This is a genomic window from Xanthobacter sp. ZOL 2024 (assembly GCF_052932325.1).
The window spans coordinates 2,491,019-2,506,763 of the sequence record NZ_CM128808.1; the positions used below are offsets into that span (position 1 = coordinate 2,491,019).

Annotated in this window: 7 protein-coding genes and 1 pseudogene; 3 read left to right on the top strand and 5 right to left on the bottom strand. The window is 60.9% G+C overall.

The window, feature by feature from the left end:
- Window positions 1-216: 216 nt before the first annotated feature.
- The 4 genes from ACU4E7_RS11470 to ACU4E7_RS11485 form a co-directional block, all read right to left on the bottom strand.
- Window positions 217-1,971: a hypothetical protein gene (locus ACU4E7_RS11470; RefSeq protein WP_447018928.1), complete on the bottom strand. Its 1,755-nt coding sequence runs from the start codon at window positions 1,969-1,971 to the stop codon at window positions 217-219.
- Window positions 1,968-5,396 carry a DEAD/DEAH box helicase gene (locus ACU4E7_RS11475; protein ID WP_447018929.1) on the bottom strand — a complete coding sequence of 1,143 codons (3,429 nt, stop codon included), beginning with the start codon at window positions 5,394-5,396 and terminating at the stop codon, window positions 1,968-1,970. Before ACU4E7_RS11475 ends, ACU4E7_RS11470 begins: the two co-directional genes overlap by 4 nt.
- 515 nt (window positions 5,397-5,911) lie before the next feature.
- Window positions 5,912-7,504 (bottom strand): hypothetical protein, encoded by a 1,593-nt coding sequence (locus ACU4E7_RS11480; protein WP_447018930.1) that lies wholly within the window; start codon window positions 7,502-7,504, stop codon window positions 5,912-5,914.
- Between the two features lie 359 nt (window positions 7,505-7,863).
- Window positions 7,864-9,516, bottom strand: a complete 1,653-nt coding sequence (locus tag ACU4E7_RS11485) for a hypothetical protein (protein ID WP_447018931.1) — start codon at window positions 9,514-9,516, stop codon at window positions 7,864-7,866.
- 79 nt (window positions 9,517-9,595) lie between these two features.
- On the opposite strand from ACU4E7_RS11485, the pseudogene ACU4E7_RS11490 reads away from it, so the two are divergent.
- A pseudogene (locus ACU4E7_RS11490) lies at window positions 9,596-10,347 on the top strand (IS5 family transposase).
- A 244-nt stretch (window positions 10,348-10,591) separates the two neighbouring features.
- Window positions 10,592-13,057, top strand: coding sequence for an HD domain-containing phosphohydrolase (locus tag ACU4E7_RS11495; RefSeq protein ID WP_447018932.1), 2,466 nt, complete (start codon window positions 10,592-10,594; stop codon window positions 13,055-13,057).
- 473 nt (window positions 13,058-13,530) lie between these two features.
- Here ACU4E7_RS11495 and ACU4E7_RS11500 read toward each other — a convergent pair whose 3' ends face one another.
- Window positions 13,531-14,172, bottom strand: a complete 642-nt coding sequence (locus tag ACU4E7_RS11500) for a TetR/AcrR family transcriptional regulator (protein ID WP_447018933.1) — start codon at window positions 14,170-14,172, stop codon at window positions 13,531-13,533.
- A 333-nt stretch (window positions 14,173-14,505) separates the two neighbouring features.
- Here ACU4E7_RS11500 and ACU4E7_RS11505 point away from each other — a divergent pair, with 333 nt between their 5' ends.
- Window positions 14,506-15,681: an aromatic ring-hydroxylating oxygenase subunit alpha gene (locus tag ACU4E7_RS11505; RefSeq protein WP_447018934.1), complete on the top strand. Its 1,176-nt coding sequence runs from the start codon at window positions 14,506-14,508 to the stop codon at window positions 15,679-15,681.
- The last annotated feature ends 64 nt before the right edge of the window (window positions 15,682-15,745 follow it).

The window sequence follows — 15,745 nt, forward strand, 5'->3', positions numbered from 1 at the left end:
CGGTGAACACTCGATAAATTTAGGATGGCCTCCGCTAAAAGATCGAGATAAGGAGTCTAGCGGTCGCAGTGACGATGCAAGGCCTCTATTATGAATAATATTATACATATAATCGTCGATTTTTGTGTTAAATTATGAATTTTGGAAATTATATCATAATAAATTTAACGATAAATGTTTAGAAAATTTTTATTTTTCGCAAAATGGTATCGAATCTCATGGCATATTAATATTTATAATTGATTCAAATTTCTCTAAGAGGGACGTCGCAAGATCGGGGCCTCTCAAGTACAGACCGATCTCGTCGAGCCGGTTGTCGGGCAAGCCCGATTGGGATCCCCAGTTCATGCTGCTTATGACGATGTGATCCTTGTCCCAGGCGAGAAACTTCGCGTGGAGCTGCGGATCGCGGACCGCCAGGAGGTCGACGAGATCGTGCAACCGCTCACGGTGTGCCACCACATGCCGGCGTTTCGTGGGGCCAGTGTAACGGGAGAAGTACACCCTGACATCCGAAATGCGGCGGCCCGCCACTTCTGCCGGATTGAAAAGTGCCGGCACCATGGGCGCCCCAACCTTGTTGGTGCAACATACGAAACTTTCAGTCGCTTCATGCGCCGCCGTTCGCAGCACCCGCTCGTGGTCATCAGCATAGAGCACCGTCAACTCAGCCTGGGGGCACTTCGTCGCCTGTCCGCCGGGAGTCATGTCCGTCCGGCTCCGCCGCAGGTCGGACGCCATGAACTGCAGGATTTCTACCGAACGGCGGGCGCTTGCGAGGCCCGCCACGATCGACCGCAGGAGATCCAACGCGATCGCCGCCGCCTGGTTCTCGCGCAGTTCGGCCGAGACCTCCACCGCCGAAAACGGCGATGACAGCCAGTTGCACGACCCCAGCAGGGCAACCGCGCCTCCATGACCGTCGTCGGCCGCGACGATCTTCGCGTGACTGCCGACGGAATCGCGCTGCGCAAGCACAATCCCGCGCGCCGAACGCACTGTCGAGAGGCGTGTGTTGAGCTCCTGCATCGCAACCGCATTGCGGGCGCCTTCATCGAGGGATGTCCCGCAGAACAGGTGGCACTGCACTCCCCTGTTGACAGCGTCCTCCAGCGCACGCCAGATGCGCTCCCGCTGCTCCTTGCCCCGTTCATCCGCCTGCGCGGCGACAAAGGTAGAGAGAACAAAGACATCGGATCTCGCGCCGGCGACGATCTGCTCGAAGCGCTCCAGATGCTGTTCCGATCCCACGATCAGCTGGTTGGCGTCGAACGCAATCGTGGTCGAGGGGGAAGGGTCCCGTTGCGGACTCGCGATCGGTGGAAGCACCCCTGTTGTGATGGTCGTCTGCAGGGCCGCAATCAGGAGATCGCTTGCTCCGTCGGGCAGCATGCCATTTGCCACGTCGTCCAGATCGAGAACCAGATACTTCTGCTCGATCACCGAGCTGATTGCCTGGACGCCGCGCAACCATTCACCCGGACGGAGTGTGCCCGCCATGAAGCGATGGACACGTTGCGCCATCGTAGCGTCCGTCTCGGGGGCTTCTCCCTGCGGAAACGGCACGGCGTGCCCGGAAGAAGGGAGCTTGCGGAGCGGGATGGTCATCACATCCCGGTTGCGAAGAATGGAGTGTCCGACCTTCTCGAAGATGAGGCTAATGCCAACTTCCCGATCTTCGGTGCGCTCCGGCAGCGCGCGGTTGGAACGAAGGAAGTCGTGGCCGACGCTGCTGCTGGTCAAGAGCGGCACCGGCGCAAGACGTACTTCGATCAAACCAAATTGCATCAAGCGCGCGACGGTTGAGGCCGCGACTTGCCTGGGAATTTTTAGGGACGCCGCCACCTGCTCGATGGTTCCCGGCGTCCGGTCGAGCGTGAGCAGCACCATCTCCTCAACCGGGCTCCAGCCCCAGATCCTCTGGACGATGGCGCGCGCCCGGTAGTGCCACGCGGGAAGGAAGATCTTCACAGGAGCAGCTTCCCCTCTGCGTCGCCCCTGATGATGGCGGCGCCTTTGCCGACGGCCTCGAACTCAGTCTGGCTCAGACGGTCGATCTCGCCGAGCATCGTGCGAAGGAACGCCAGCTCGCCGCCACGGCGATCGGGGTCCACGCCGTCAACTGCCTCCGCAATGAATTGCCGGCTGGTGGCGAGCACCAGCTTCTGTCTGGCGCGGCTCAGGAGAACGTTCATACGCTGCGGATTTCTGATGAAGCCAAGCGCGCGGGTCCCGACGAGCAAATTGTTCCGGACGAGGCTTGCGACCACGACATCCGCCTCTCCGCCCTGGAAACTGTCGCTCGTGTAGATGAACTTCCCATTCCTCCGAGGGCTCTCAAAGCCAAACAGGGTGCCGGTGTCGAGATCCACCTGGTCTTTCAGAAGCCGTTCGAAATGATCGACCTGGGCGAGATAGGGCGACAAAATCACCAATGTCGGCAGGCATCCATCTGCATCCCGGACGGGGCGCAGATGCTTCAGCGCCGCCAGCAGTGCGGCGGCCTCGGTTTCATTGCGGTACGACCGCCGCACCGGTTGTTCGAACGCGCGCTTCTTGACCACACTGAGCGCCGGTAGGTCGAGGACAATGATGGGCGCGGTGGGAAAACCCGCGTCCGACGCCACCGTCAGCGGGCGCGTCGTCACCCGTTCTGACGGAATCAGCTTACCCTTGTAGAACGTGTTGGAGACCAGCTCGCTGATCGCCGGGTGCATGCGGCTCTGCTCGAGCAGCGTCGTGGCGATCGAGCTCGGGCGGCCCGTCGTCTTTTCCCGATCTTCTTCCCGCTCGGCAATGGATCGGAACGCTTCCTCAAGCCGGTTGGCGGTGGCAAGGACATCCGCCAGGAGCGGTTGATCGGTCTTGATCAGCTCGAGCGTGGATTCGATCTCGGGCGGCAGATCCGGTATCGTTACGATCTGTTCCTTGGCATCGCGCAACAGCTCGGCCGCGACCGCAGCATTGTAGAATCTTTGCCGGTCGACGACGTCGAACGGGGAAAGCTGATTGTGATCCCCGATCATCACCCGGCGGTTGCCGAGCAGGAGCGCGCCGATCAGCTCCGCCCCATTCGCCCGCGCCGCCTCCTCGATGATGACCCAGTCGAACTGCTCCCCATCGGCGATCATTTCCTCGATCACATACGATGATGTCGTCGCGAGCGTCACGTCGGATGATCGCAACAGAAGATTGTCCGTGTCCCGAAATACCTGGTCGGCGACGGCCTGCTCCGGCTCACCGGACGGTCCGAGGGCCAGCTGAATCAGGCCGTGCTGGCTCGACAGGATGGCGGCGCCGTGGCCCGTCATGGCCAATGTTGACTGCAGAAGCGCGACCGACGCCTCCCGCAATATGCCGGTCTTCTCGTCCACGCCGGAACGCTCGACGCGGACGACGATCGTCGTCTGTGCGGGCAGTGTTCGCGCGAGCGCTTCCTCCATCTGAACGAGCGTCTCGTGATTTTGCGCCGAGATCAGTACGCGCGCATCCGGCGTGTGGGATAGGACGCCCTGCACCAGATGCGCGATCAGGTAAGTCTTGCCGACGCCGGGAGGGCCGACGACGACATTGATGGACCTCCCGGCCGCGATCGCCTCCCACGCACGCTTCTTTGTCGCATCCAGGCCAGCCGGCGGAACGCCCGGGGCGGCAATGTCACGAAGCGCGTCATCCAGCGCCACCTGCGCGGGATCGTCGAGCGCTCGCAGCAGCTCAACATTGCTTCGCGCCGCAACAATATTCTGAAGCCGGCGGCTGATGGCGCGTTCGAAGCCTGTATCCCGCTGCGGGCGAAAATAATAACCTGCGCCGGCGACGATGGGCTGGTTCGTGGCGAAAGCGAAGGCTTGTTGACCTTTATATTCGCCGTTCCCGAGATAGCGCAGCTGCGGAAGCCGTTCCCGTCCGCCGGCGGGCGTGTCGAATTCTGCAACTGTCCATTCGGTTCTGCCGTCATCGTCGCGCAGCTCGCGCTTGAGGGCTTCGGCCGCCGGGCGCAACCCAATTCGTCCGCGCCGTTGGTCCCGGCCGGTCTCTTCACGCGGCAGGAGCCAGACCAAGCTCGCGTCATCGTTCGGTGAGGCCGGAAGAATCTCGACGGGGTAGATGCGAAACCGTTCCCGCAGCCAGGTAAAGGCCTCGAGAATGATCAGCGCATACCAGGACGTCACGTCCCGCGCCGTGTCGGGCAAGGAACCTTGCTCGCCGAGGTCGGCCCACCGCATGGCACCAGGACCGAGCTTACGCACACGCTCCTCGGAACCGCGGCGGTTGTTCGAGAGGTAAAGCCGGTGGTTCAGCTCGACCGCGTTGTAGACCCGGTCGTCGGGCCGTCTCTTGTCGGCCCTGACCAGCAGGCCGATCCGATCATCGACAATCCTCACGCCGTATGTCGCCAAATCGGTGACGATCTTTACCGAATCGCGGCCCGTGACCACGGCCCGAACATCCGGTCCGAGCAGATCCTCCTCGACGAACCGCAGCACAGCCTGGGTGTCGTCCGCCGCCAGCGCGCCAGATGTCAGCTGCGGGAGGTCGCTTTGCATGACCTGTTGGGAAGGGTAGAGCACAAGCTCCCCTTCCGAGCCCGTTCCCACGCGCTCAAGTTCGGCAGCAAGCTCCCGCAGTTCGCGCAAGACCACCGAGCCGTCGAACAGTTGATAGTGCGGCGGACTGGCAAGGCGATCCAGCATCCGCCGCTCGATCGCGAGCAGCGCGGGGCCGCCGTCGGCCGTGACGCCGAGAATCCTGGTGGCGGCGCCTCCCAGATCCATCCAGTCCTGGCGGAACGAGATCACACCGGACGGCCGCAGCGGATGACCGGCGCCGCCGAGATCGCCGTCGCCGATGTGCACGCATGCCTCGTATCCGCCAAGGCGATAATCCTCGCGATCATCGCCGTGGGAGAACATTGCATGTTCACTGACGGCGCCGTGAACGATCCCCGCATCGTGACAAATCGCCAAGGCCTCGGCGACACGCGCGATGTTGCGCCAGAACAATTTCCTCCCCGTTGCCGTGAGGAAGAGATTTTGCCTGGCGCGGATAGCACGCGATGAGCCGGCGATCGGGCTTCCGGGTTCGAGCATGACGATCGCAAGCTCGTGACGGTCTTCCACGACATCCCGCACCTCGACCAGCAACTCGCGGGACCGGCGGGACGACAGAACGCGGCGGATGCGGCGCAGTCCCCGCGCGATCAGGCGGCTCAGATCGTCGTCAAGCGGCGTACCGGACTTCTTGAACAGGCGAAGCAGATAGCGTTCGCCGTCGTCGACGCCCACCCCAAACCGAAGATGCGAATCCCAAGCGCCAGCCGCACCGGGAAACGAATCCTCGGCAAACCGAAAGCGGTCATCAAGAGTGGCTTTTGCTGTCTTCGAGGGCTGCGTCATATCCTTTGTTCTCAACGAAGCTTGACTCTAAGGGTGGGCGATTCGGGCAACCCAGTCATTATAGCTGCAGTCGCCGGCCAGTGGATGAGTAAGGGCTTATGCCGGAAAGGTTTTCCACGTTTCGCCTCGATCGTCGACAGCATTGTATAATCCAAGTATATAGCGATTTGCGGTTCTCACATGTGGCAGGATTGGCGCCTATCGGTGGACCTCCTGCCTGAGCCCAAAACGGACGAACGCCCGCGCGTTATTTACTTGATTTTACGGTGAAATTCCGCTGGTCTGTCCGATCGCTGTTGTATGCTCCGAAGCGGAGACTCCCGATGTCCCTTCTGATGGGAATGGGGCCTGTTCGGTGGTGAAGCTCGGCCGAGCACTCGCAAACATAGGTTCCCAGAGTCCGAGATGGGGCCGGTGTAGGACGACCAAGCGGTGGGACCGTCACGCGCCACGAACGCAGTCTGTGTCGGACGCAGCCCAAGATTCAGTCGAGCTAGAGCTGCCCGGTTGCTCCTTTATCTGGCCTTGAGGCTCGCCACGAAGCGCTTCATTCGCACGCGGTCCTCTGGCTGCATGTGAAAAGAGGTGACGGTAAATTTCGTCCCCAATGTCTTGCTGACGCGCTCATCGGGAATTTGCGATGCGGCGTGTTCGAACGCCGGATTGAAGCGGCGCTCATCCCATCCGGTCTGCGCGAAAATCTTTTCAGCGCTGACGCTGTCGGGTCCGGACAGAGCAAGCTCCGCGACGGTCACCGTATCGGCAATCGAATCACGATCGAAGGCCGGTCCGTCGAAGGTCAGGTAGAGGTCCAGCGAGGGGCGGAATTGAAGGAGCCCGCCCCCGATCGTGTGCGACACCGTCGCGAAGCCGTCCACTTCCAGCTCCGCGATGGCTTCCTCAAGCTCCACATCAGCGCTGTCCTTGAATGCCTCGCGCAAGCTGTCCGGGTCAACGAAATTGCGCCTGCCGTCGGCATCCTGTTGGGCGACCCAAACGGCAATCTTGCGCGCGAGTAGCGACAGTTGCAGGTCCATTCCCATGAGGTTTTGCGGGTCCTCGGGATGTACCGTGGGCTCCTTTACGGTAAGGAGAAGGGGCGCCTGTTTTATCGTCGGCGATGGTGAACCGCCGAGCCAAGCGTCGAGCTTGTCGATGACCTTCTGGCTGATGGCGGCAAACTGGCGGATGTCCTCACCGACAAGATGCACCGTCTCGCCGACCCTGGCGTCGCTGGCGTGGGTCGCGAACTTGTCGTCCACGATGCCGAGATTGTGCCCGATGATGTGGCGCTTCTGAATGTTCAGCTTGAGCGCTCCCATCTCCGCATCAGTCAGGCCTTCGAATGGATCGCAGCTGAACTCCGCGAACCGCTTGAGTCCTTTGTCGACATTCTGGAAGTCGTTGCCGATCTTTGGGAGCGGGGTCGTGCTGGCCTGTCTTTTGCCGTAGAGATAGACGGCCTTGAGTGTTGCCTCGAACGCCGTGAGAACGTCCTCGTGAGCGTTCCCGAGCAGTCGGTAGGCGAGTTCTTCCTTCTTGGAGCCGATCTCCTCGGCGAGCGAGACTTGATCATCAACGAGTTCGGCTTCGCGCGCGAAATGAAGCCGCAGGTTCGGCGCGCCACAGTCGGGGCAGAATAGACCGATGGCGAAGACACCATAGTCGCGTCCGCAATGATCACAGATCAGCTCGCGCATCAGGTCCTGTCGGGCGAAGCGGGGTTTCGGCTTGGGCGAGCCGCGCTTCACGTTCGTCGTGATCTTGATAAAGCCCTTGCTTGAGGAACTGCCTTTGAACGCGTCCTTGAACATCTGTGCAACCGCGTCCTCGATGTCTTGGGCAGCCTCGTGCTTCACCATCTCCAGTGCGGCTCTCTGATCGTCCGGATGGGTGAATGCCTCGTCATCCGCAACAGTGCCGCTGTAGGGACAGACGGTCTTTGGGATATGCGGCTCGTGCTTCATCCGGGCGCACAGTGCTTCAGTCAGGGGTATATCCGCGACGACGTTGCCGAGAACGAAGTGGCGAGGCTGCGCGTCCTCATTCGGCGAGAAGCGGTAGACGCGCCCGTCGGGTGTACGCGGCAGCGGTAAGCTGAGCTTCATGTTGCCGGTCGTGCCACCCGTCCGGTAGCGGCTGAGTCGTGGGAATTTCATAAGGCTAAGATTGGCCCGCGCTCGGAATAAATCAAGAACGCGGATGGCGCGCAGATATCCAACTCCGGGACGTTCGCGCTAAGCGATAGCTCTTTGCGCTCAGAGCCACGACGGCCCTCGTTGTGGTCAGGTCTTCCGAGCCCCACGTCGCAAGATCTGAGGGCTTATCTTTCATTGCGGCGCCACCGTTGTGGGGGGCGCCGTTTCCAGAACCAGCCTTTTCCACAGCAAGAGCAACATACTGAAGTTAAGGGCGAGACAGCTAAATATCGTCATTATGTCAACATGAGATATCTCTTCACTATCGGCTATCTCAGAGCCTCTAACTCAGTCGCGGCTTCTTTCACTGCCAAATGAGCAAATTCAATTCTTTGACGTAGGCGAGTTCTGGCTGCCAGAATTTCCATTCGCAAGCGATTGAGCTCCGCTGCGCCTCCCGCAAGCTCAGCTTCTAGAGCCTTCCGCGCAGCAAGAATTTCTTGCTCGACTTGTTGGATGTCACGAGGGTCGATGGCTTTGTTCGAATCGAACACAAACCGTTTCTCGATCGCGGATCGCCAATCCAAGAGCTTGGATTGCAGTACCGGACCAAAGCCAGGCACATGTTGCAACGCGCTTTTGGTAATGTCCAGTGCGGTCTCGATGCCGAAAGACTCCAATGTCTGTTTGCGTCCGGGGCCAATTGAATCGATCTTTGCGTCGGAAATTTCGAATTTATCGAGAAATTTATTCATCTGAATACGACGCTGATCGCGCTTCAATTGATCCATTCGCTGCTGCCGCAGCGCCGGAAGTTCCTCCAGGCTGAGACGTCGCTCGCGCAATGTGGATAGCCTCTCGTCGAATAGCTTGGGCCCGGCTTTGTTGTCCCATTCTGAAGACGCATTTCTCCATTCGACGTTCACGCGTCGTAGTCGCTCTTCGGCCATTTTCACTTTCTCTCGGTCGGGACCGATGAGCTTGGCGCACAGAAGCCCAGCAACAGGTGCTGCCAGAACTATCCAACCACCCCCACCGTTCACACCGATCAGCAACAAGATTACGGCGACCACCCAAGGTGCCAGCCATCTGGGCTTGAATCCCGACGAATCGACGTATGAAGGTGGCGCTTTCCCATCGGCAATAGGTGGTGCGCTGCCAGGGTGCTGCACCGCCTCGATGGCGGACCATATGGCTGTGAGATTGAAATTGCTGAGGGTTGGCTGCTTGGCGGCCCGCAGCTGGAACAGCTGGATTCCGGTAACCCTTTCGATCGCGCACCATGGACATACTGTGCTTGTATGATGCCAATGGGCTTGGTTCGCCGAGCAGTATCGCAGTTCCTTCTCCATCAAGGAGAGGGCATTCACCCAATCTCGCGCGGACGGTCGTCCTCGCTGGATGGCGTCGCTCGCGAATGCTCTTTCGAAAAGGCCGCCAACGTGCGGACCGACAATCGACAGCGGTGCGGATGCGGGCGGGCGCTGCATCTGAACCGATTGGTTCTGGCCGCCGTAAGCAAAACGAAACTGCTCGATCGCTTTTCCGATCGGCATATCGCCGGGGCCGGAATAAACCCCCGCAAAGGGATGACGCCCCATGAATAGGAGCAGGAAGGCCATTACTGCCAGGCCGAAATTGTCATGATTTGGTGTCCGGAGAAGACCGGAAAATGATTTACCCTGAAGCTCCGGTGGTGTAAACGTTTCGACTCCTACCTCGCAAAGATATCGGTTCCCAGCATGCGTGACCTGAAAGGAATCGCAGTCTATCAGTTTTACTGTTGCATCCAGACCAACCAGTACTCCACCGTGATTGACATCGCCGATGACGCAGCCTGCATCGTGAATCGCTGCAAACGCCCGGGCCGTGTTTCCCGCCGCTCGGATTAGGAAGCGCCAATCCGTTCCAGGGAATTCGTTGGCTCTGCTTTTTGGACTGTATAATTGGTGAATGTCTTTCTTGCCATCGACACGGGGCATTAGGGTCGAAACCCAATCATGGGGTTGAGGAGGGGCGGTTTTCCTGATTCACAGGGGCATGGATCACGGGAGGCGGCGTATGGCATTGTTCTGGTTGTCGGATGCGGCGTGGGCGGCGATCGAACCGCATCTGCCGAAAAACCAACCCGGTGCGCGGCGTGTTGATGACCGGCGGGTGATCTCCGGCATCCTGCACGTCCTCAAGGTCGGCTGCCGCTGGTGCGATTGTCCGGCCGACTACGGGCCATCGACGACGGTCTACAATCGCTTCAATCGCTGGTCTCGCCGGGGCTTCTGGCTCCAGTTGCTCGACGCGCTGGTGGAGGCCGGTGCGGTCACGAAAAGCACAGCAATCGACAGCACCTACATCAAGGCGCAGCGCGCGGCATTCGGGGCAAAAGGGGGCGGACAGCGCAGGCGATCGGCCGCTCGCGTGGCGGCTGGACAACCAAGATCCACGCGCTCACCGACGTCATCGGCCGTCCCTACGCGCTGATGCTGACACCCGGAAACGTGAGCGACATGAAGGCCGCCCCCGAGCTTCTCGAACGGGCCGGGCCCATGCGTTACCTGCTGGGCGACAAGGGCTACGATGCCGACCGCTTACGCCACCTGGCTCGCGAAGCGGGCGCCACGCCCGTCATACCGGGCCGTCGCAACCGCAAACGTACCATCCGATATGACGAAGCGCGCTACCGGGGCCGCCATCTGATCGAGAATGCCTTCTGTCGCCTCAAGGACTTTCGGCGCGTCCACACCCGCTACGACAAACTCGCTGTCAACTTCCTCTCAGCCGTAGCGCTCGCCACCGCCGTCGCCTTCTGGCTCTGATCGAGTCTCAGCCCTAAGACTGGGGAGGTATGGCCTCCCGAACAGAGGAAGCTGTGGCTTGAGCTATTGGAAGGCAGCTTCCGGCTCATTTACAAGGACACACCTAACTGACGGAAAAGCCCGGGCCAGCGCCGGGCTTTTTCATATGCGCCAACGGCTTTCGTCGGCATCGACCATTCTAGGTGAGCTTGCTACCTAATACCGCATCGACCCGCCGCAGGGGGCCGCCTTCCTGCTGCAGACCGTGACCCTGGACGAGCAGGGTGTGCCGGTCGGCGAATGGCGCTTTTACGGCGACCGGATGCAGCTTCTCAGCTTCAAGGTCATGCCGGATTACACTTTCGATCCGCGCACGCGCCCCTGGTTCCGCGACGCCGCCCAGGGTCAGGGAATGCAGCTGACCGCGCCTTACGTTTTCTTCACCACCCGCGCCATCGGCATGACCATCAGCGAACGGCCGAAGCTGGGGGATGCGGTGGTTGCCCTTGATGTGGAGCTGTCGGAACTCAGCGCCCAGCTCGGGGAGCTGCGTCCGACGCCGGGGACCGAGATCGTCATCGCGCGCGGCGATGGCAGCGTCGTGGCCCATTCTGATCCGGACGAGGTGCTGGATTGGCGCGACGGCAAGCCGGTCTTCCGCCGCCTTGCCGATCTTCGTGAGCCGGCGCTGGCCGCATTCGCGTCCCGCGACGTCAAGGCCGGGGAAACCCTGCCGCTCGATATCGATTCAGAAACCTGGTTCGGCATCAAGATCCCCCTCTCGGGCATCAAGGGCGCCGATCTCAATCTCTATCTCGCCACGCCGGATCGCGACCTGTTCCAGGCCACCCGCGACGGCCTTGCCCGCCACGCCGTCGGCGCGGCGGCCCTGAGGCTCCTGCTGATGGCCGCGGGCTGGATGGGGGGCAAGCGGATCGGCCGAGATCTCACGCAAGTGACGGCGCGCGCCCAGCAATTGTCGCGGTTTGATTTCTCTCGTCCGCTGAAGTCGCCGAGCCGCCTCAGCGAGGTGCAGGCGCTTGAAGTGGTGCTGGACGAGGTGTGCACCACCATCGAGGGTTTCCTGCTCACCACCGAGACCATCGGCCGGGAAGCCGACCTCGAGCGTATGCTGGGCAAAGTGCTGCGGCAGATGGTTGGCGCCACCGGCAGCCGTTTTGGCGCGGTCTATCTTTTGGACGAGTGCGGGGGGACATTGCAGCTCAACGCCGTGGCGCAGGCGGCCTCGGCGGAGCCGATCCTGCCCGATCCGGAACTGCCGCTCGATTGCATCGCGCGCCCGGGGGCCGTGCTCGACGACATCGGTCCGGAGATCGTGCAGCTGGCGGTGCCGCTGACCGATCGGCAGCGCCGGCCGATCGGTCTCCTCATCCTCGCCCACCCGCTCGATCTGTGGCACTCCAGCGCCGATTTCCGGGTGTTCGTCGAGAAATTGTCCGGGGCGCTGTCGGCGGCGATCGAGGCGCGGCGGATGGCCGAGGCCCAGCAGCAGCTGCTGGAGGGCTTCATCCGCCTGATCGCCGGCGCGATCGACGCCAAGAGCCCTTACACCGGCGGGCATTGCCTGCGGGTGCCCGAGCTCGCCACCACGATCATCGCCCGCATGGCGGGCGAACGTGACGGCCCTTATGCCGCCTACCAGCCGACCGCCGATGACCTTTACGCCTTCCACCTCGGCGCATGGCTGCACGACTGCGGAAAGGTGACGAGCCCCGAGCATGTCATCGACAAGGCCACCAAGCTGGAGAGCCTCTACAACCGCATCCACGAGGTCCGCGCCCGCTTCGAGATGCTCTGGCGGGATGTCGAGATCGCCCATCTGCGGCGGCTGCTCGCCGGCGAGGACGAGGCGGCCTCGCAGCAGCGGCTGAAGAGCGAGCAGGACAGGCTCAGGGAGGATTTCGATTTCGTCGCGCGTTGCAATATCGGGGGCGAGTATATGACCGATGAGGCGATCAGCCGGCTGAACGAGATCGGCCGCCGCACCTGGCAGCGGCATTTCAGCGACCGGCTGGGCCTGTCGCGGGACGAGGCGGTGCGCCTGGACGCCATCCCCGAGGCATCGCTGCCGGTGACCGAGCAGCTGCTTGCCGACAAGCCCGAGCACCGGACGCCCTGGGGCGAGCGCCGGCCGCCAGTGGAAAAGGGCGACGGCGCCAATGTCTACGGTTTCGACATGAAGCTGCCGCCCTACGCTCTCGACCACGGCGAGCTGCACAATCTCTCCATCCGCCGGGGCACCCTGACCGATGAGGAACGCTTCAAGATCAACGATCACATCGTGCAGACCTACATCATGCTGCGCAGCCTGCCGTGGCCGCGCGCGCTGCGGCGGGTGCCGGAGATCGCCGCGACCCACCATGAGCGGATGGATGGCAAGGGCTATCCGCGCCGGCTGACGGCGAACGAGATGACCCTTGAGGACCGCGTGATGGCGATCGCCGACGTGTTCGAGGCCCTCACCGCTGCCGACCGGCCCTATAAGCCGGCGAAGACCCTGTCGGAAGCGCTCGGCATCATGCTGGGCATGTGCCAGGGGGGTCATCTCGATCCCGAGCTGTTCCGCTACTTCCTCCAGAGCCGGCTTTGGGCTGACTATGCCGCCCGCTTCTTGAAGGAGGAGCAGCGCGATCTCGACGACATCGGGCCTTTGCTCACGGCTCTCCCGATGGGTGCCGGGGCTGAGGACCGACACCGCCAGGTGAATTGAGCGGCCGTGGTCAGGATCCCCGCCCCCCGGGGACTGAAGGGCTGCCCGATCAACTGCACACGGCGGCGGGAGCGACTGATCGCGTCCGTGCCTGTTCGGATCTGCCTTGGCGCTTGATCCAGAGCATTTCAGCGTTTCATAGAAACACTGAAATGCTCTGGATTCTTGAGTTATCGCGTTTTCTTCACGCGAACCGGTGTCCACTTCGCTCGAAAACGCTCTAAAGGATGACCGACAAGCCTGCCACCTCAGGCCGTGTCGGATCGCGGCATCGCCACGACGGCGTGCGGCGTCCCGATGAGATTTTTCCCGGTCAGAGCCGCGGCGCTGGCAGTGAGATGGCCTTGTTTTCAAACGCGCTCTGAAATTCAGCGCAGACCCCCGACAGGGCGGTGAGTGCAGAAATCCCGGCCAGCTCATCACGCAAAGTGCGCCTCTACAGCAAACCCGACACCCGCCCAGCCCTGGGATCTTCATTCCGGTGCGAGATAATCAAGCACCACGCTGCGCATATGGTGAACCGCCGCCGGCTGGTCGAACTCCTGCGGAAAGAGCACTGCGCGGATCAAGGAGCCATCCAGGAAAGTGGAGATGAACGTGATGGTTTCCTCCACGTTCCGCGGTCGAAATATCCCCTCCGCCATGCCGCGCTCCAGCGCGCTTCCAAGCACCTCCGCTTCCATGCGGTAGAATTTATGGATTGCGGCATCGATGCGCGGCGAGCGGCCGTGCGCGGTGGCGTAATCCAGGCTGATCTGGATCAGCTTCTGCATCAGCTCGAACTGCAAGATGTGATTCTCGATCCACAGGGAGACAACATCCACAGGGGCGACCGTATCGTGACGAATAGCCTCGAACGTATCGAAGGCCTTGTTGGCTGTCGCTTCCACCACCCGCAAAAATAGATCTTCTTTGCAATCAAAATAATAATGAACAAGGGATGGGTTAACGCCTGCCGCGCGCGCGATATCCTTGATTGTGACCGCAGAATAGTTCTGTGCGGAGAAGAGCTCCAGGGCGATGCGCAGGATCGTCTCAAGATTGTCTCCTGAGGAATTTCGCGGCCGCCCAATCCGGCGCTTGGTCCGCGGCGCTGTATTCTCGATTTCAGTCACGACCTTGCCCTGTGCGCACACCGACCTGTCGCCGCGTCAACGGTACCCTCAGGTCTATCTGGAAACGGTGCCAAGCACTAGCAATTCCGTCGGATTGCCGCAACCTGAAGCGACCGTGCATAAGCCCGCTGCAGAGCCGCGCATAAAATATGACCACCATGAACATAATATAATCAATTGAGAAAAAAATTAATGGGCTGACCAATTATATATTGCGCTGCCACCGAGGCTTGCTAGCATCTCGTCAATCGGCGCCAAACGCCGCGGAAGTCGAGCTGCCAAACCGGACGCGCCTCAGCCCGGCCCGTCACAGCGAGAGCGAGGGGTTAGACCATGGATACGTTGACTGGACCCATGCCGCGACAGGACAACGAAATTGATCTTGAAGACCTTGTGAAAGCTGTGGCCAGTGGCGGCGGTCGCGATCTCGCCCACTCGGAAACCCTGCCGCCGGCAGCCTATACATCTCAGTCTTTTTTCGATCTCGAGGTGGAGAAGATCTTCAAGCCTGGCTGGGTCTGCGTTGGTCATATCTCGCAAATCCCCAATGCGGGTGACTATTTCTCGATCGATCTGTTCAAGGAAATGCTTGTCGTGGTGCGCGGCAAGGACGATGTCGTCCGCGTCCTCTCGCGCATCTGCACCCATCGCTGGGCGCCGCTCACCAATGGCTGCGGCAATGCGAAGCTGTTCTCATGCCCCTTCCACAAGTGGGGCTTCGACCTCGCCGGAAACCTGCTCGGCGCGCCGCTGATGGATCAGGTGGAGTTCGAGACCTCCAAATACAACCTGCCCAGTTTCGCGACCGAGGTGGTGGATGGCTTCATCTTCACCAATCTCTCGAATGACGCTGAACCCTTCGCGCCTCAGATCAAGGATTTCAGTGAGAAGATGAAGAAATTCGGCTTCGGCGAGCTCGTCATGGCCGGGGGCATCGAATACGAATGTCAGTTTAATTGGAAGATCATGGCGGAGACATTCATGGAATGTTACCACCATATCGCCGCTCATGAGAAAACCTTCGAGGCACAGTTTCCGGCCCGGCTCTCTTATATCGAAGAGGGTTCCGCCGCCTGGACTTATGGCGTCGTGCCCGCCAAGAGCACGGTGTCGACGGGGGAGATCGAGCTCGGCCTACATCCCCTGGCTGATGATCTCTCCGAGCTCGAGCGCCGCAGCTTTTTCCTCTATTTGGTCTACCCGCAGCATCTGCTCGCGGTCTGGTCCGACCGCGTCTATTGGTTCCGCTCCCAGCCGGTGGGGCCGGACAAGACCCTCCTGCAGACCTATGTGCTGGTTCATCCCGAGGCGAAGAAGCAGCCCGACTATGAGGAGATCATGAAGCGAGAGATGGAGTTCATGGACATGTTCAACAATGAGGACATCACCGTGAACACCATGCAGCAGCGGGGTGCGGAAACTGCATCTGCGCTGCCTGGTCGCCTCAGTCATCTTGAGAAGGCGATCTGGCAGCTGTCCGATTACATCCGCTCCAAGACCGCGGACTGAATTTTACGCACAATCTGAACCCAGCGCCGCCGGCAGCTTGCCGGCGGACGGGAAAGTCTTGCCT